This is a genomic window from Niallia sp. HCP3S3_B10 (assembly GCF_052064465.1).
Lineage (GTDB): Bacteria > Bacillota > Bacilli > Bacillales > Cytobacillaceae > Niallia > Niallia hominis.
In genome coordinates this window covers 1-18,618 of sequence record NZ_JBQHVO010000083.1, presented here as the reverse complement: position 1 = coordinate 18,618, position 18,618 = coordinate 1, and the positions used below count along the sequence as shown (strand labels likewise).

General features: G+C 35.9%; 13 protein-coding genes. 5 read left to right on the top strand and 8 right to left on the bottom strand.

Annotation, left to right across the window (positions count from 1 at the left end; genetic code table 11):
* Positions 1-127 precede the first annotated feature (127 nt).
* The 6 genes from ACTNDN_RS22895 to ACTNDN_RS22870 form a co-directional block, all read right to left on the bottom strand.
* Entirely contained in the window at positions 128-1,342 is a 1,215-nt protein-coding gene (locus ACTNDN_RS22895) for a M20 family metallopeptidase (RefSeq protein ID WP_031539567.1), read from the bottom strand.
* Between the two features lie 43 nt (positions 1,343-1,385).
* Complete coding sequence (locus tag ACTNDN_RS22890) at positions 1,386-2,591, bottom strand: amidohydrolase (protein ID WP_031539569.1); 1,206 nt, start codon at positions 2,589-2,591, stop codon at positions 1,386-1,388.
* Between the two features lie 318 nt (positions 2,592-2,909).
* Positions 2,910-3,632 carry an amino acid ABC transporter ATP-binding protein gene (locus ACTNDN_RS22885; protein WP_251627732.1) on the bottom strand — a complete coding sequence of 241 codons (723 nt, stop codon included), beginning with the start codon at positions 3,630-3,632 and terminating at the stop codon, positions 2,910-2,912.
* Complete coding sequence (locus ACTNDN_RS22880; RefSeq protein WP_031539543.1) at positions 3,629-4,285, bottom strand: amino acid ABC transporter permease; 657 nt, start codon at positions 4,283-4,285, stop codon at positions 3,629-3,631. Before ACTNDN_RS22880 ends, ACTNDN_RS22885 begins: the two co-directional genes overlap by 4 nt.
* 195 nt (positions 4,286-4,480) lie before the next feature.
* Positions 4,481-5,290 carry a basic amino acid ABC transporter substrate-binding protein gene (locus tag ACTNDN_RS22875; protein WP_031539541.1) on the bottom strand — a complete coding sequence of 270 codons (810 nt, stop codon included), beginning with the start codon at positions 5,288-5,290 and terminating at the stop codon, positions 4,481-4,483.
* A 330-nt stretch (positions 5,291-5,620) separates the two neighbouring features.
* Entirely contained in the window at positions 5,621-6,967 is a 1,347-nt protein-coding gene (locus ACTNDN_RS22870) for an aspartate kinase (protein ID WP_031539540.1), read from the bottom strand.
* A gap of 487 nt (positions 6,968-7,454) precedes the next feature.
* Between ACTNDN_RS22870 and ACTNDN_RS22865 the strand changes: the two genes are divergently transcribed.
* The 5 genes from ACTNDN_RS22865 (at position 7,455) to ACTNDN_RS22845 (ending at position 12,208) form a co-directional block, all read left to right on the top strand.
* Entirely contained in the window at positions 7,455-8,672 is a 1,218-nt protein-coding gene (locus tag ACTNDN_RS22865; RefSeq protein WP_031539538.1) for an MFS transporter, read from the top strand.
* A gap of 83 nt (positions 8,673-8,755) precedes the next feature.
* Positions 8,756-8,971 (top strand): hypothetical protein, encoded by a 216-nt coding sequence (locus tag ACTNDN_RS22860; RefSeq protein ID WP_048719012.1) that lies wholly within the window; start codon positions 8,756-8,758, stop codon positions 8,969-8,971.
* Between the two features lie 181 nt (positions 8,972-9,152).
* Entirely contained in the window at positions 9,153-9,878 is a 726-nt protein-coding gene (locus ACTNDN_RS22855) for an AzlC family ABC transporter permease (protein WP_031539532.1), read from the top strand.
* Positions 9,875-10,201 carry an AzlD domain-containing protein gene (locus tag ACTNDN_RS22850; protein ID WP_441132364.1) on the top strand — a complete coding sequence of 109 codons (327 nt, stop codon included), beginning with the start codon at positions 9,875-9,877 and terminating at the stop codon, positions 10,199-10,201. Before ACTNDN_RS22855 ends, ACTNDN_RS22850 begins: the two co-directional genes overlap by 4 nt.
* A 357-nt stretch (positions 10,202-10,558) precedes the next feature.
* On the top strand, positions 10,559-12,208 hold the full coding sequence (locus ACTNDN_RS22845; RefSeq protein ID WP_441132363.1) for a glutamine--tRNA ligase/YqeY domain fusion protein: 1,650 nt from the start codon (positions 10,559-10,561) through the stop codon (positions 12,206-12,208).
* A 68-nt stretch (positions 12,209-12,276) separates the two neighbouring features.
* Here the strand turns inward: ACTNDN_RS22845 and ACTNDN_RS22840 are convergent, their stop codons facing one another.
* Both ACTNDN_RS22840 and ACTNDN_RS22835 read right to left on the bottom strand, forming a co-directional pair.
* Positions 12,277-15,006 (bottom strand): tetratricopeptide repeat protein, encoded by a 2,730-nt coding sequence (locus ACTNDN_RS22840; RefSeq protein ID WP_035416695.1) that lies wholly within the window; start codon positions 15,004-15,006, stop codon positions 12,277-12,279.
* Positions 15,007-15,437: 431 nt separating this feature from the next.
* Complete coding sequence (locus ACTNDN_RS22835; RefSeq protein ID WP_441132361.1) at positions 15,438-18,089, bottom strand: PBP1A family penicillin-binding protein; 2,652 nt, start codon at positions 18,087-18,089, stop codon at positions 15,438-15,440.
* Positions 18,090-18,618: the final 529 nt, after the last annotated feature.

Below are 18,618 nucleotides of genomic sequence, written 5' to 3'. Positions count from 1 at the left end.
GTTCTTTCGATAAAGGAAACACAGTGAACGTTAGTGAACTGATGTTGACTACGCAAAAGAGGTGATCAGAAGTTTGCTAGCTGATAGGCGCATACTACTTAGAGAATGCTAGAATCTAATTCTAGTTTTATATAGTAGAACTATTTACTAAGGCCTCCGTCTTTTCTGCATTCGTATAATAATCTACCAAGCTTAAAAATATTTTAGCTGTATGAAGCAATGCCCTTTCATCAAAAGTGAATTTTGGATGATGATGAGGATACACAGCATCAATTTCTTCATTTCGAGCTCCAACCGAAAAGAAACATCCAGGACGATTTTGCAGATAGTAAGAAAAATCTTCTCCACCCATGCCTGGTTTTTCTATTTTTACAAGCTTGCTTTCTGGTAAGACGTCGATCAAACACTTTTCTAAAATATTCGTTTCATCTGCTGTATTAACAGTAGATGGATAGCCTTTTGCATAATTAAATGCATATTCTGCATGAAATGCTTTACATACACCACTAATCAACTGCTCCATCTCTTCCTCAATCAGGGACCGAACATCCTCATCGAATGTGCGGACTGTTCCAGTTAGTTCAGCCGTATCTGCTATGACGTTCCCTGCATTTCCTGCATGGAATGAACCGATCGAAATTACTGCAGGCTTTTGCGGGTTAACCCTTCTACTCACAATATGTTTTAACTGATTAGCAATTTGGGCACCAACTGCAACAGAATCAATCGTTTGATGTGGAGAAGCACCATGTCCCCCTTTTCCTTGGATTTTTAATTCAAAGGCGTCACTTGCAGCTGAAACAGGTCCTATTCCATAAAGAACACTTCCTAGTTCAGCACCAGAAGCTAAATGAGCACCATAAACAACATCAACCCCATCTAAACACCCATCTTCAATCATCGCAATGGCTCCCCCTGGCGGCAATTCTTCAGCATGCTGATGTAGCAGCACCACATTTCCAGCTAAGTCATCCGCATTCTCTTGTAGAACCTTCGCTACAGCTAATAAGGTAGCGGTATGCCCATCATGTCCACATGCATGCATCACACCCGGTACCTTCGATTTAAAATCAACGTCTTTCTCATCCTGAATAGGCAATGCGTCAAAGTCTGCTCGTAAAGCAATCGTTTTTCCTGGCTTTGCCCCATAAATTTTGCCGACAACTCCGTTTCCACCGACATTCCGTCTGACCTCAATACCGAAGCTTTCTAATAAGTCACCAATCATTTTACTTGTATTTACTTCTTGAAAAGACAGCTCTGGATTTTCGTGTAAATATCGTCTCCACTCTACCATTTGGTCATACATTGCTTCGATTTCTTTGTACCATTTATCTAACATCTATTAATCGCTCCCATCCCATTTATTTTTCGAAAATGCCTTTTTATCGAACTGGTTCAGCAAGATTTTCTTTCACCTGTGACGATACATAATTATCGACAATACTTAGGAACGCTTTTCCAGTATTAATCATTGCCCTTTCATCAAAATCGAACATTGGATGATGGTGAGGATAAGCTTTTCCATCTGCTACCTGTGCCCCTGTATGAAAAAACATACCCGGCTTTTCAAGCAAATAATAGGAGAAATCCTCTGCCCCCATAATTGGTACAGAACGAACTAACATATTCTTATCAAGTGAATCTTCAATGACCTTTTCAAAAACCTCTACTTCTTCCTCATGATTATAAACTGCAGGGTAACCCTTAATATAATTAATTTCACAAGTAGCCTGCATACTTTCGCAAATTTCATTTGCCATTAATTTAATTTCTTCTTCCATAAATAAACGCAAATCTTTATCTAGCGTTCTTACAGTTCCTGTCATCACCGCAGTATCGGCAATTACATTTTTAGCATTTCCTCCATGGAAGGAACCTATAGACAATACAACAGGATTTAATGGATCAACCCGTCTACTAGCAATATATTGTAACTGGCTTACTAATGCAGTACCGATAGCAATAGCATCCACCGTTTCATGGGGAGCAGAACCATGTCCGCCCTTTCCTTTAATCGTAATTTCAAAAGCGTCGGCTGCCGCCTGGGAATAGCCTGGTTTATAATAGTACTTTCCTAATTCATTTAGAGAAGATAGATGGGAGCCATAAACAACATCTACATCTTTTAAACAATCATCTTCAATCATCGCCTTTGCTCCACCTGGCGACATCTCTTCTGCATGCTGATGAAGCAATACAATATTTCCTGTAATACTGTCTCTATTATCTTGAAGAACCTTTGCCACTGCTAATAAGGTAGCAGTATGTCCATCATGCCCACATGCATGCATGACACCAGGGACTTTTGATTTATATGGTACATCCTTTTCATCTTGAATTGGTAGAGCGTCAAAATCAGCACGCAATGCAATTGTTTTTCCAGGTTTCGCACCATAGATTTTTCCAACAACTCCTCTACCGCCTACATTTCTCCTTACCTCAATACCGAATCCTTCTAAAATTTCAGCAATCATTCTTGGTGTTTCCACCTCTTGGAAAGATAGTTCCGGATACTGGTGAAAATGTCTTCTCCATTCAACCATTTGATCAAACATCTGCGCTAATTCACTATGCCATTTTTTTAACATACTACCCCTCCTAATAATTTTGCTCTTAATAAGGCATACCTCCTGAGAAGAAAAAATGGAGCTTAAACCAAATTACTTCATTTCGATTTCTTTTATATTAACGGTAATTTCCAATAAAGTATAATAAGAATTTTTAATCATCAAAATATTCAGAATTAAATTTATAACTGCTACATTTTTATCAAATCTTTCTATATAAAGGTTGTTATCGTTTACAATTTTCTTTTCTTATAGACGAAATGACATTCCTAAATTCTATAAAAAACAACCTTGCAACTCCTTTTGAAAATGGAGTTGCAAGGTTGTTTTCGTAAATTCCTATAAGACTTTACTTAAGAAGGATATTGTTCGCTCTTCCTTAGGATTACTAAATAGCTGTACTGGAGTATCTTCTTCTACAATATATCCTCCATCCATAAAAATAACTCGGTCGCCAACCTCTCTAGCAAATCCCATTTCATGTGTTACGACAATCATTGTCATTCCTTCCTTTGCAAGATCCTTCATTACTTCCAATACCTCTCCTACCATTTCTGGATCTAGGGCAGATGTAGGCTCATCAAATAACATAATACTTGGTTCCATCGCTAAAGCTCTTGCAATTGCTACACGCTGTTTTTGTCCACCTGAAAGGGAATCAGGATATACTTTTGCTTTATCCTCTAAGCCCACTTTCTTTAATAACGCCAGTGCCTTTTCCTCGGCCTCTTCCTTCGATACTTTCTTTACCTTCATTGGAGAAATCATGATATTTTGCAGAACCGTTTTATGGGGAAATAAATTAAACTGTTGAAATACCATGCCTACATCCTTACGAACTTCATTAATATTAGTTGTCTTATCGGTAATATTCTTCCCTTTAATGTGAATGGTCCCATCTGTTATACTCTCTAATAAATTGATACAACGTAGAAAAGTAGACTTTCCAGATCCAGAAGGGCCAATAATAACAACTACCTCTTGAGGGTTAATCGTTATACTAATATCCTTCAATACTTCATTATTTCCAAAAGACTTTTTCAATTTATCTACAACAATCATTCTGTTTTCAACCTTCTTTCCAAACGAGTTAAGAAGAAGCTTAATGTTAAAGTTAGAACTAGGTATATAACAGCTACTGTTAAATATGGCTCCCAAACTCGATTATATTGCCCCATCATGAGCCTTGCATAATACATTAACTCCGGTGCAGCTATAACCGCTGCTAAAGAGGAATCTTTAATCAAAACGATAAATTCATTGCCAAGTGGTGGGATCATTCGTTTTACTGACTGTGGCAGGATTATGTAGCGCATTGCCTGTACATGGGTCATTCCTAAAGACCTTGCAGCTTCCATCTGTCCGCGGTCAATAGATTCAATTCCGGCTCGAAAAATCTCTGCAATATAAGCAGCCGCGTTTAGCGATAATGCGACTATTGCTGCTACCATAGCATTTGTAGTGTTCAAGAATAACGGGATGAACCCAAAATGAATAATTAAGATTTGTACAAAAAGGGGCGTTCCACGGAAAACCGCAATATAGCAGCGAAACGGAAGGGAAATCCACTGATTTTTTGCTATTTTACCAAGACCAATTAATAATCCTAAAATGGTCCCAAACACAATTGCATATAAGGATAATTGAATGGTTACTAATATACCTTTTTTAAATAAATCAGCATATTCCCAAATTATCGTGAAATTAAAATCCATTACTTCTCCTCCAAAAAACAGTATTACTGCTATCCATTTACTTTTTAAGTAATAGAAAACCTCAAATTTCTTTAAAAAAAGGTACTCAGAAGGACCTTCCCTCACTTAGCTACAATATGGAAGAAATTTGTGCTCCCTAATTGTTCAAGCGGGGAAATGCCTATTTTTGAGTACCCTTCCTCATCTGTAATATTTCTATTGTTGTGCTTTTAAATTTTCAATATCTGGTTCCTGACCAAACCATTCTTTATATATTTCTGCATATTTTCCATTATCTAAAATCGCATTAAGCCCTTCGCTTAAATCCTCCACAATTTCGCTTCCTTTAGGGAACATGAAACCATAATATTCAGATTCGAATCCTTCCTTATCTTCAATAACCGTAAAGTTATCCTGTGGATTATTTTTAGCATAGGTTTCTAGTACTGCATTATCTGCAACAACTGCATCTGCACCATTATTTTTCATTTCAAGAATAGCTAAATTATTATTCTCAAATTTTTTCACTTTCTCATTGCCATTTCCTAATAGTGCATCCACTGCATCTGCACCTGTTGTTCCTGCTTGAACTGCTACTGTCTTATCTACCAAATCAGCAGCTTTTTCAATATCCGTTCCTTCTGGAGCTAAAATTTTATTAGTACTTTCAAAATAAGGAATAGAGAAATCATAAGATTTTAATCGGTCATCGTTAATCGTAATGGCAGATAAACCTACATCTGCTGTTCCATTTTCTAATTCCGCAAAAACAGGATCCCATCCAACATTAACAATTTCAAAATCATATCCTGCTTCTTTTGCAGCAGCAGTGAAAATATCCACATCAAAACCTATAATCTTGTCTTTATCCATGTATTCAAATGGTGCATAGGCCGCGTCGGTTACTACTCTCAATTTCTTTTTGCCTTCTTCATCACTATTTGATTTTTCTGAGCTTGTACCACATGCAGCTAGAACTAGTACTATCGACATAAATAAAGCAAATAAATACCCTTTTTTCTTCAATGTAATTCCCCCTCTTTTGATGTAAAATTTTATATTTATATAATATAGAATTTTCCGATAATAACAGATAAAAAAACTCTTCCATAACCAATCTTATCTTAATATATCTATCTTTTGTAATGCATTTATTATAACTTTTTGTTAATTTATATACAAGAAAACTTTTTAAAATTTCTCAAGATTTGAATAATAGACATAAATTAAAAGAAGAAGCCCCTTTTCAAATAAAGATTTGAAAGTTGAACTTCTTCTTTTTCAAAAAATTTTCCTATTCTTTTCCCTGCATCCTCTAATATTTCTTTGCTATAGCATTATCATTTCCGCGTTAAATTATTGAAAAAATTCTTCGTAAATTGCCTTTACCGCTTTTTTTACGACTGTTTCTTTCACGCCGAACATCATACTTACTTCTGATGATCCTTGGTTTATCATTTCAATATTTACTCCTGCTTCTGCAAGTGCTTTAGATGCACGGGCATTTGTACCAACATTATGACGCATGCCTTCTCCTACAAGCATGATAAGTGCTAAATCATGCTCTACCTTTATCTCATCTACATGTAATTCATCGGAGATTTTTGCTAATATTTCTTGTTCGCTTTTTCCAGTTAATTGATCCTGACGCAAAACAATTGTTAAATCATCAATCCCAGACGGCATGTGTTCATAAGAAATATGATACTCCTCTAATATGGATAGGACTTTTCTTGCAAAGCCAACTTCACGATTCATTAAGTATTTACTAATATAAATAGAACAAAATCCCTTATCATTAGCAATTCCAACTACCGGTCCATTTGTATTGCTTCTTGATGCAACAATTCTTGTTCCTGGTGCTGAAGGATTATTCGTGTTTCTTACTTGTACAGGAATTCCTGCACGGTAAGCCGGTATAAGTGCTTCCGCATGGAATACAGAAAATCCAGCATAAGACAATTCACGCATTTCCCGATAGGTTAACTCCTTTATTTCTTTTGGCTGTTTAACAATGGAAGGATTGACGGAGTATACTGCATCAACATCTGTGAAGTTTTCATATAAATCCGCCTTCACTCCATTTGCAAGAATCGCACCAGTTATATCGGAGCCGCTCCTTGAAAAAGTAACAACTTTTCCTGATTCGTTGTATCCAAAAAAGCCTGGGAAAACAATAATGTTCTTTTGTTCCCTTAAAGTGAATAGTCGATCATATGATTCAGCAAGCACCTGAGCGTTTCCAGGATGATCACTTACAATTAAGCCCGCTTCTTTCGGACTAACATAGATTGCATCTAATCCTCTATCTTTAAAAAAGTGTGCAACTAATTTTGCATTATTATCCTCGCCACTAGCTTTCATCGCTTCCATAAAAGCATCTTTATCAGCGGAATTATTTATTAGTTCTAATAAATCTCGTTTTATATTTGCTATGATATCACTGGAAAGATCCAATTCTTTGGCAATATTTGCATACCTGGCTAACACTTCCTCTAAATAAGGGGAAGGGCTATCCCCATTTATGACAGCTGTTGCGCATTGGATTAATAAATCTGTAACCTTCGTATCTTCTTCATATCTTTTTCCAGGTGCAGATACAACAACAATCCTTCTCTCCTTATCTGCTTTAACTATTTGCAATACTTTTTCCAATTGATTCCCCGTAGCTAATGAACTACCCCCAAATTTGACAACCTTCATTTCGACAACTCCCACTAATTGTTAAATAGTAATAATTTTCAAAATTATTCACTATCGCTATTATCACTATTTCACACTAAATAATCAAGTGCTATCCTTTCTAAAAATACATTTGTATACTCTAGAAAAACAAATGCATTTTAATTATTTTTCACAAGAATTCCAATAAAAAAGTACGAAAATCCTCCATTGGTAATTTCAGTTAATTATTCACTCCTTTGCAACTCTACAACCACTACATTACAGTCTTTTCTTGATAGATACCTCTTCTTCTTTTATTAAACATCGAACATCTGTTGGAAAAAAACATCCAAAATACTTTCTTTTATGTAAATTTTACGTTAAACTAATATTTAGTTAAGCGAAATTGTTTGTGCTGTTTTTTACAATCTCCTCGTCCTTCCTTTCGAATTCTCTTTCCATCCTAGATGGAGGAGGCCTTTAATGAAAAATTTTCTACTATATTAGAAAGAAGTGTTTTTACAAAATGGAAAACCAACAATATTCAAAACGCAATTTAGGAATCATGTGGTTTGCCAACTTTTTTATAAGTGCCTGTATGACCATGGTTCTCCCATTTTTATCGCTTTATATTGAATCCTTTGGTCAATATTCGCCAGAATTTGTTCAACATTGGTCAGGACTTTGTTTCTCTGTCACCTTTGTAGCAGCGTTTTTATTTTCGCCAATCTGGGGAAAAATTGGCGATAAGTTTGGCAGAAAAACAATTCTTATCATCTTGGCAATCGGGCTTGGTATATCGATATTTCTTATGAGTTTCGCTAATTCTGTATGGGAAGTTTTTATTCTTCGGTTCTTCACAGGATTTTTTACTGGCTTTATCCCAATGTCTCAAGCATTTATCTCCACTCAAACACCAAAAAAAGTTGCGGGAAAAGTGTTAGGAACATTACAAACAGGAAGTATTACAGGGGCATTGATTGGTCCATTGCTTGGAGGCGTCTTAGCAGATAGCTTCGGCTATGGAGCGACTTTCCGATTTACCTCACTTGCAATCTTTATTTCTGCCATTCTAGTATTTACGACGAAAGAATTTGTTCTCCCTGTTCAAAAGGGTACGAAAAGCAGTTATACAAGCAAAGAGGTATTAGCCCATATTCTTAAGAATCCTGTTTTCATCACCGTACTACTTATCTCGGCTTTTATTCAAATTGCCCATTTTAGTATCCAACCAATTCTTTCTCTATATGTCAGTGACTTGCACGGACCTGAGAACATTGCCTTTTTCGCTGGATTAGCTTTCTCAGCAGCAGGATTAGGTAACTTGCTAATGGCAAGGAAATGGGGAGAAATGGGAGATCGCTCAGGTCATCTGAAAGTACTTGTTATTCTCTTATTTATTGCTGGGATCATTTATTTTCCAGGGGGATTTGTTAATCAATACTGGCAATTACTTATTATCCGCTTTATTCTTGGTGTAGCGATTGGTGGAATGGTTCCAGTACGTATAGCTTATATTCGTCAAGAAGTACCAATTGCCATGCAAGGAGAAGTAATGGGGTATGAAACAAGTCTCCGTTTTCTCGGAAATATTATCGGCCCTGCTCTTGGTGGAATAATCGCTGGTAATTTTGGTTTCTCCATGGTATTCTTTTCAACCAGCTTTCTCTTATTAGCAAGCGGTATTTTTCTTTTTGCAATGATGCATCGACATCCTAAGTTATCGAAACAGTCGATTTCTTAACATCCCAATGTATAACTAGTAACATTGTTCTCCTTTATGATGTATAATTAAGGAAATGATTCACATCAAAAGGAGGAAACGCAATGGCTAAATCAGCGGCAAGAAAGAAACGGGAAAAAGCGTTAAGAGAAAGTGGATTTGATACAACGATGCGAAGAGGCTCCTGGGGATCCATCGTACCAATCACGAAAACAACAAAGACAAAACAGGAAAAATTAACACGAAAAGAAAAGAAATATAAACAAAACCATTCTTCTAGATATGATGAGAATGGTTTTTATTTTTGTGTTATTATTTAATACGCTTCTTTTCAGAATTCCAAACTACTGTAATAAATGGCAGTGATGGCTTTCATTCTAACTTTGCGTAAAATAACCACAAATTTTCACCCCTACTACTTCATCTATTAAGGCATTGCCTAAAATTTTTCTCCCTTATATAATAAATGTAATTACTAATTCGCAATAAAGGGGATTGACCGTGCAAAGTTTAAAATTAGAAAAACAAGAAGAACAACAAACACTCTCCTATTTGGATGGGGTGAAGGACTGTATTCCAACATTACTAGGCTATATCAGCATTGGCCTAGCAATGGGCGTGGTAGGTGTATCGTCTGGATTATCTGTATTCCATGTTTTCTTTCTTGCCACATTTGTTTATGCAGGTGCCTCTCAATTTATTATCTGTGCAATGATTGCAGCTGCAAGTCCCATTAGTGCCATTATCCTTACTACATTCATTGTGAATTTGCGCCACTTGTTATTAAGCTCAGCATTAGCACCTAAATTCACACAATATTCCGTACTGAAAAATATCGGTATTGGAAGCCTTGTTACAGACGAGTCATTTGGAGTAGCTATTACGAAAATTGCTAGAAAAGAGCCTATTAATGATCGCTGGATGAATGGACTAAATCTTACTGCCTACCTTGTTTGGATTGGAGCATGTACAATCGGGGGATATATCGGTGGCTGGTTCCCAGATCCTGAACAATTTGGATTAGATTATGCTTTGCCCGCCATGTTTATTGCGTTATTAATCCTGCAATTGCAAACAATCAAACCTACTAAGCTGAAACACTATTTATTATTAATCACATTGATGATCATATGCATGCTTGTTTTCTCTACTTTTTTATCAAGCAGCTTAAGTGTCATTATATCAACAATCATTGTTGCTACAATTGGGGTGGTGACAGATAAATGATGAGTAACACTAGCTTTATTCTTTTATTAATTGGTTGTACACTTGTTACGTTTATTCCGAGAGTTATTCCATTTTTAGTAGCACGCAATTTCACCATTTCTGAACCAGTTGAAAAATGGCTTTCCTATCTCCCGGTATGTATTTTTACTGGATTAATTGTAGAAAGTCTTTTAGAAACTAGCGGAAGTACTGGTATCCGTATTAATTGGGAAGCCCTCCTTGCGACTATCCCGACTATCATTGTTGCTTTTCTTAGCAAAAGCTTATTAACTACCGTATTATTCGGAGTGGTGTGTATGGCTATTGTGCGATTGATTATGTAATTATTTTTGTTAAATGCCTCTTTTGCTTAATGGGGGCATTTTATTTTAATGAAAACCAACTTCCCCTCTTCCTCCTGCTTTTTTGGCGTTCATCCTTCTCATAAAAGCCTCTCACTAACTAAAATGGCTATTTCTTCAAAATTAATCCAAAACTATACAAATCATTTTCCAAAACCATAAAAATTTACAAATTTATTGTACTTTCGTTTCCTTTCTATGAAGTTTATAATAAAATATTGGTTATATTATTGATATAATCATACTAAGATCGTTTGGATATTTTCGATATAAACGAGTTACTAGGCTCAACATTCAAAACTAAAAGTATTCATACATAAAAGAAAGGTGGCTATAATCTTGGAGATTGGCTCTAATTTTATAAAAAACATCATGAAAGAAGATTTAGAAACAGGTAAGCATGATACAGTTATCACTCGCTTTCCGCCAGAACCAAATGGCTATTTACATATTGGACATGCTAAGTCCATTTTTATTAATTTTGGGTTGGCAGATGAATTTGGCGGCAAAACAAACTTGCGCTTTGACGATACAAACCCATTAAAAGAGGACATTGAATATGTTAACTCTATTAAAGAAGATGTAGAATGGCTTGGATATGAATGGGAAAATCTGCTCTTTGCTTCTGACTATTTTGAAGAAATGTACGAGCGTGCTGTTCTATTAATCAAAAAAGGGCTAGCTTATGTAGATGATTTATCTGCTGATGAGATTCGTGAATACCGTGGTACGTTAACAGAACCAGGGAAAGAAAGTCCTTATCGCACCCGTTCTATGGAAGAAAATCTTCAATTATTTGAAGCAATGCGTAACGGAGAGTTTGGAAATGGTGAAAAGGTTCTTCGCGCAAAAATTGATATGGCTTCTCCTAATATTAACTTAAGAGATCCTGTTATTTATCGTATCGCCCATGCAACACATCATAATACTGGAGATAAATGGTGTATTTATCCAATGTATGCATTTGCTCATCCGTTAGAGGACGCGATTGAAGGTGTCACACACTCTCTTTGTACAACAGAGTTTGAAGACCAACGCCCTCTTTATGATTGGGTTGTTCGTGAATGTGAAATGGAAAGCACGCCTCAACAAATTGAATTTGGTCGTTTAAATATTACAAACACGGTAATGAGTAAACGGAAATTAAAACTCCTAGTAGACGAAAAATATGTGGATGGTTGGGACGATCCTCGTATGCCTACTATCTCTGGTTTAAGAAGAAAAGGTGTAACGCCAGAAGCAATCCGTAATTTCTGTATGGAATTAGGTATCTCAAAAGGATCTGGAGCAGTTGATTCTGCAATGCTTGATCATTTTGTTCGTGAAGATTTAAAATTAAAAGCTCCTCGTACAATGGGTGTCCTAAATCCTTTAAAAGTCGTCATCACGAACTACCCAGAAGGACAAATAGAAATGTTAGATGCGGAAAACAATCCAGAAAATCCAGAGATGGGAGTGAGACAAATTCCATTCTCTCGTGAAATTTATATTGAACAAGAAGACTTTATGGAGAATCCTCCGAAGAAGTACTTCCGCTTATTCCCAGGAAATGAAGTGCGATTAAAGCATGCTTACTTCATCAAATGTGAAGAAGTAATAAAAGATGAAGAGGGAAATGTAATGGAGCTTCACTGTACGTATGATAAAGAAACAAAAAGTGGGACTGGTTTTACTGGCAGAAAAGTAAAAGGAACATTGCATTGGGTGGAAGCAACGCAAGCTATCCCTGCTGAATTCCGCTTATTCGAACCACTTATTAGTGATGAAGAGGAGGAAATAGAAGAAGGAAAAACGTTCTTAGACTATGTAAATCCTAATTCTCTAGAAGTGATTCAAGGCTTTATTGAGCCAAATATGAAGGATGTTAAACCACAAGATAAATTTCAATTCTTCCGTCATGGCTATTTTAATGTGGACCCTAAATATACAACATCTGAAAAGCCTGTATTTAACCGCATTGTTTCCTTGAAAAGCTCATTTAAATTATAATATTTGCTAGAAATAAAGGGAGAAGAATAATCACTATTTCGATTAATCTTCTCCCTTTTTTCAATCACTTATATCCATGTCGTTGCAGGCTTAGTTGTATTAGCAAGCCAATCGTACTGCAGCAAACGTAATTCGAATAATTTCAATGGATCATGGAACATTTCCGGATTATTCTTTAAACGTTCTAGTAAATCTTTGTATTCCACTATGTCTTTTGATTTTTCTTCAGCAACCTGCTCTAATGTTACCTTTGGACTGATAAAGAACATCTTGATATCATTTTCCAATCCTTTTTCATAGAAATCAAAATGCTGTAAAACAGCTGCTGAAACAGATGAAACCACTTCAGAAAAGTCTTCCGTTTCGATATACTTTTGATATTTTGATTGGAGCATTTTTTTATTTTGTTGAATAGCTCCGAGTAGCTTCCCTGCACTCTTTAAAAATACTTGAGACGCATTAAAGCGATTGAAAATATTTAATGGATCGATTCGTAGCCCACTTGATAAGCGGCGTGCATCCCTTCTCCAATCTTCAATGATTGTAAAGTCACAGATAAGTTCCAAAGGATGCTCTTTATATATGCCATTAAATCCTTCACAAAGCTCTTGAAGAAATTGCTGCCCTTGCTCTAATTGTTTATGGGAAGAGTGAATCCATTCCTCTATACTTCGATGAACGCGCGGTGATAACGTTTCGTTTATATAGTGATTTATACGTTTATTCATCTCTTCATTAAGAGCAACATGCATCTTAGTAAAATCACTATCTTCTTTTACAAAATCCTTACAGCCTTTTAAAATAGCTGGAATATCTTTCTTCATTGCTTCTTGCGTTTCTGTTTTGATTTCTTCAAATTGTTTTGTAATTGATTCAATTTTTGACGTTTCCATATCCATAAGCTGATTTTTTGCACCAGTAAGCTTACTTACCATTTCCTCATACAATTCTAGTGATCCCTTTAAACTATTTTCCATATCTAGTCGCTTATCTAATAGATTTGTAATTAAATCTTGAATGATGGAAATGCAGCTTTGTAGACGTTCTTCCTTCATGTTTCTTCCTTCAAAATGCTGTTGATAGTAGAGACTGACCTCATCTAATTGCATTTTTCTATCCTCTTGCTTAGAATAGATAAATATTTTGCTATCTGGGAAATAATGCTGAATAGCAGCTGTTGCCTTTTGCAATCGTTTTGTTGCCACTTTCTCATTTTCCGCATCATCCATATAAATTAAGAATTGAACAGTTAAGAACGATGACTTTTCCTTCCATTGCTTTAATCGCTCATATTCATTATAAGAAAAAACAGAGTGTTCATTTATAACAAATAAGAGACTGTCTGCCAGCATGGCATAATCTGCATAAGATTCTTTTTCAACAAAAGGAGCAGTAGTAACAGTCCATCTATTTTGATTTAAAAAGTGAGAAGGTGTATCTAACTGAAACACTCTCGGATTCACAGAATCTGATTGTTGCATCAAAAGCTCTTTATAAAAATTGGTTAGTGTATCAATTGGACGTAATCCAGCGTTCGTTACTTCCTTAATCTCAAGATAATCATTATCTTTTACTGTTAGAATCGCGCTTGCTTCTTCCGCCAGAACAGTTTCCCCTACAAGCTCATTAATATAAGCATTCACACCACTTCCATGTGATCCTACCATCAATAATTGATAATGATCAGATGGAAGGTAATCCTGCACTTTTTGGGTAAATTTCTTATCTAGTGGAATATCATGTTTATCTGCCCAATCTATAATAGATTCAAATAAATTCATAAATTGTTGGAACGAAACATTCGCTTCCGGTGCTTCATTAATGACCATTTCAGCTTTTGATACAACGGAATATTCAATAGAATGTTTAAACATTTCATTCCAAGCTAAAACAGCAGATGCTGCAACTACAACATGTCTACCAGCAGAAGATAAGAAATAATTGGATAAAAGTGCTGGAACGATTTCTTGTACTTCTTTAATAGGATAGCTACCACTAATTAAATGAGCATATGCTTTTTCTAATATAAGCGTCAGTCCCTCTTCAGCTTCACTTGGTGCTGGCTCATAGACTGTATTAAACACAGTTACCCATGTTAAATAATGTGCGCTATCTTCATAGTTTTTCCATAATGATATCGCCAATCTCTCAAAAGTAGCAGTATCTAATTCTTGAAGACTTTTCAAGTTTTCCATAAAATAAGATGGCTCAAACTGATTGATTACACCAAGGTTGCTATAATGAATCAGCGCTTCATACCATTTTAATGCATCTGTTCTTTTCCCTTCATTAACAGCTAGCTGGATTGCTTTTTCCCAATTTTGCTGTTCTTCATAATACGATTTAGCAACAGTTGTTATATTGGCATAATCAGGATTAGTTGCGACAAGATTATTGATAATCTCTAACGCCATTTCATGATTTTCTTTTTGAAAATATAAAGAAAATAGCTGCATCGAAATTTCTGTCTTTAAAAGATCAGAATCGGTAACAATTGATTTATAAAAGCTTTCTGCAGTTGAATATTCCTCTAATTCCAAATAGGCATCTGCAAGGTTCTTTTGCGCCCATGGTTCTAATTCATTACTAATATTCTCCCATTTAAAAATAGCCGCTTCATAATCATGGTATTGAAAATATAATTCCCCTTGCGCAAAGCGGATAGAAGTTAAATCAGGAACATTTTTTCTTTGTTCAGCAATATATAATTGTCCTAAGACTTCAATTGGTGATTCGTCTCTATCTTTTAAGTATCCTTCATAATACGTTTTTTCGATTAGTTTTTTTTCTAATGTCATAACTTCCCCCTGCCATCCATTTAGAGTGTCTTCCTCTTTTTAAAATACTATCTTTATGCAAAAATCTTTCTAATTATGTCTTAGTAGGCTATCCTTCATTGTAGCAAACTAGATTATTTCATGGATTTCTAATTTGAATCAATCTCTTTACAATATAATAACAGTTAGGTAATCCTACCTGTTTTTCCTACTTAACTGAAGTCTCTATCATAAGATTGCAGAATGTTCGCTCTTTTATCACACTATTATATTTAGATTACTTATTATTATTCTCTTCCTCTAGTGCCAATCGTACCTTTCTTTCCTGCTTTATCTATCCAGAAAAAAAGTTCCTTGTATCTTTTGACCTACTTAAAAATCTTTCTCTAGTTGATTTGATATAAAAAGAAAATGATCATCCCTTGAATTTGGAGACCATTTTCTTTTTTCACTTACGGAGTTGTGCCAGTATTTGCATCAGGAAGGATAATATCACCAAATCCATTATCTTCTCCACTTCCGTCAGGAGTCGAATAAACCGTAACAGACGTAGACACCGCTTCACTAGAACCTACTTCATTTGTGGCAGTTACTGTGATAATATACGTTTGTCCAGGCTGTGGCCCCTTCAATGTGGCTTGTTGCTCTGACGTCGGTGCTAAGGTTTGAGGGATTCCATTAACCGTAAAGGAAACAATGTATTGGTTATTTTCACCTTCGTTACTAGGTTTCCAATGAATCAAAATGCTATTTGATGCTTGATCATAGGTTGCTTGGAGATTGCTTGGACTGTCTGGTGCTTTGGCTTGTTCCTCCACTGTGATGGCAGTGGAAGCTACATCACTTTTTACCCCTTCGACACTTGCCACAACCGTAAAGACATATTCTTCGCCTTTATGAGGATTCGGAAGAATGACCTTTTTATCCTTTGTAGACGTTAAGTTTGTTGTTTTTCCATCTACTGTATAAGTAACTTCAAAGCTTGTTTCAAAACCGCTAATCGAAGAGTGGTTCCATGCTAATTCAATTTGATTTGCTTCTTCCTCATAAATGGCGCCAAAATCGGTTGGTGTCACTGGTTTCGGCGGTTGTGGTTTCTCTCCACCCTTTACGTAATACTCCATTCCCGATTTCCCAACACTTTCAGGCTGCTTAAATCGCTCTTGACTTGTTGCTGCCTTCGACATAATGGCTTTGAAAACGAGTAGGGAAAGATCGTCTGTTGTGCTATTTAAATAATCACTCGAAGAAGTCGTTTTATCATACCCAGTCCATACGGCTCCAGTATATTGTGGAGTATACCCCACAAACCATGCATCCCTTACAGCATTATTTGGGAGGCTGTATTTCGTAACGGTTTTTTCATCAAAGTTCGTCGTTCCGGTTTTTCCAGCAAGGTCTATATTAGCGATATTCGCCTTAGCCCCAGTACCTGAATGGACGACTGACCTTAGCATATCGGTCACTAAGAAAGCTGTATAATCTGCCATTACTTTTTTCTCAGTCGGTGCTAATTTCTCAACACGCCCATTTGAATAGACAATTTTTGTTATAGTATGGGGTTCTATATAGTAACCAGCATTACCAAAGGCAGAGTATGCACCGGCCATCACAAGTGGAGAAGCCGCATCAATCCCACCAATGGAGTTTGCTTCATTTCCTTTTTGTTCATCTGAAATTGGGAAACCTAGACTTCTAGCAAATTCAGTTGCAGCTTCTGCACCAACTTCTTGAAATGTTTTTAATGCTGGAATATTGCGTGACCAAACAAGGTGGTCTCTAATTGTCTTACTCCCTGCATAGGTACGATTTGCGTTTCGAATCGGAGTCCCATCACTGTAATGATATTTTTCATCTTTTATCTTATGGGCTGTTGACCAGTTCAATTTTTCAATGGCAGGACCATAGTCAAGAATCGGTTTAATTGTCGAACCTGGCTGACGTTTCATCATAATGGCATAATTATAAGAATTAGTTTGAAAATTTCTCCCACCACCAATTGCTTTAATTTCTCCAGTTTGTGTATCGGTAATTACAACAGCTGTTTGCAGCTTTTCATTTTCTGGGAAGCTGACATAATCATTGGTGGACAGCACATCTTCTGTCAATTGTTGTATGTCAGAATCGATGGTTGTATAAATTTCTAATCCATCTTCGAAAATATTCGCATTTGTTTTGTCTTGTACCTCCTTTAACACGGTATTTACAAAGGCCTCATATTTATTTGCTTTCGGTTTCTGTATGTTTATCGTCTCTTCAATAGGGGTACTTTGTGCTTCTATCATTTCTGATTTGGAAATATAATGATGTCTATTCATATAGTTAAGAACCATATTTCTTCGTTCTTCTGCACGTTCTAAGTTGTCTTCAACGGTTGGCATGTATCGATTCGGACTTTGTGGAATTCCTGCTAAAAGCGCAGCTTGTTCAAGTGTTAATTGGTTTAATTCATCCACATTTAGACCAAAGAAACGCTCCGATGCTTTTGCTACTCCATAAATATCTCCACCGTATAAGTTTTTGTTGAAATACATTTCCAGTATTTGCTCTTTAGTAAAGCGACGTTCTAATTGAATTGCTAAGTACCATTCCTGGATTTTTCTTGTTGGTGTTTGTTCAATCGATAAAAAAGAATTTTTTACTAGCTGCTGTGTTATGGTACTTCCTCCACCACTTTCTAACGATCTTGTCGTAATTACTTTAAAAATCGCAACCATTGTTCGTTTTACATCAATTCCGTGATGCTTGTAGAAACGAGAATCCTCGGTTGCTAAAACAGCATCCTTTAATACCTCTGGAATTTGTTCTATTCCGATATCATCACGTTTTTCTGTCCCTACCTCGGCGATGACTGTTTTTCCATCACTAGCAAATAAGCTAGACGATAAAGGGTCTTTTAATAATGTTTCGTCAAACTTTGGAGCATCTTTGATAATCAAAATAATTGCACCAACTCCAACCAAAAAGAGTACAACTCCAACGATAAGGCTAAAATATAAGAGTTTTTTCCAGAATCTTCTCTTTGGTTTCTGATTCTTTGATAAACGTTGTTCTTCTTGTAATTTATTTCTTCGCTCAACGCGAGAATGATTGTTTTCAGTCATTCGAGTAGCTGCTAATGAAATATAAACATTCCATTTTGTCTATATTCACTTTCTTAATAGCAGTTTTTTCACCTCATTTTTCGATTTTGTATGATCTAGTAGAGAAAATAGACACAGTTTTAAATAATATGTTTCTGTTTTAGTGTTATAGATTTTCACTTTAAAAATTCGTTGAAAAATATGTTTTTTGATTTACAAATCATAGCCTCCTATCATTTTTGACAAAAGGAGAGAACTGCTAGATTTATGATAATTCTTTTATAAGAGTAAAAATAGGAGGGAATCCATATCTTTTAAATGTCTAACTGGGGAGCTATTTGAGGTTAAAGGGACTTATTTTTCCTAATTTATCAAGAAAGCACTTTGTGATTTAAAATCCGATGTATATAATCAACGAGAATCCAAAGAGGGCACTGAAAAAGTCTAGTTCTCCAAATTAATGAGGTTTTATTTATTTGAAAGCAAATAATAAGTTGGTTTGGAGAGGTGTCCGCTCGACTCCTACGGGAGATGCGAGAAAGTCCGAGAC

Bases quoted from the DNA above. Each gene is read 5' to 3' on its own strand.
- ACTNDN_RS22895 (WP_031539567.1), bottom strand. From the start codon at position 1,342: ATGTTAGATAAATGGTACAAAGAAATCGAAGCAATGTATGACCAAATG.
- ACTNDN_RS22890 (WP_031539569.1), bottom strand. From the start codon at position 2,591: ATGTTAAAAAAATGGCATAGTGAATTAGCGCAGATGTTTGATCAAATG.
- ACTNDN_RS22885 (WP_251627732.1), bottom strand. From the start codon at position 3,632: ATGATTGTTGTAGATAAATTGAAAAAGTCTTTTGGAAATAATGAAGTA.
- ACTNDN_RS22880 (WP_031539543.1), bottom strand. From the start codon at position 4,285: ATGGATTTTAATTTCACGATAATTTGGGAATATGCTGATTTATTTAAA.
- ACTNDN_RS22870 (WP_031539540.1), bottom strand. From the start codon at position 6,967: ATGAAGGTTGTCAAATTTGGGGGTAGTTCATTAGCTACGGGGAATCAA.
- ACTNDN_RS22865 (WP_031539538.1), top strand. From the start codon at position 7,455: ATGGAAAACCAACAATATTCAAAACGCAATTTAGGAATCATGTGGTTT.
- ACTNDN_RS22860 (WP_048719012.1), top strand. From the start codon at position 8,756: ATGGCTAAATCAGCGGCAAGAAAGAAACGGGAAAAAGCGTTAAGAGAA.
- ACTNDN_RS22850 (WP_441132364.1), top strand. From the start codon at position 9,875: ATGATGAGTAACACTAGCTTTATTCTTTTATTAATTGGTTGTACACTT.
- ACTNDN_RS22840 (WP_035416695.1), bottom strand. From the start codon at position 15,006: ATGACATTAGAAAAAAAACTAATCGAAAAAACGTATTATGAAGGATAC.
- ACTNDN_RS22835 (WP_441132361.1), bottom strand. From the start codon at position 18,089: ATGACTGAAAACAATCATTCTCGCGTTGAGCGAAGAAATAAATTACAA.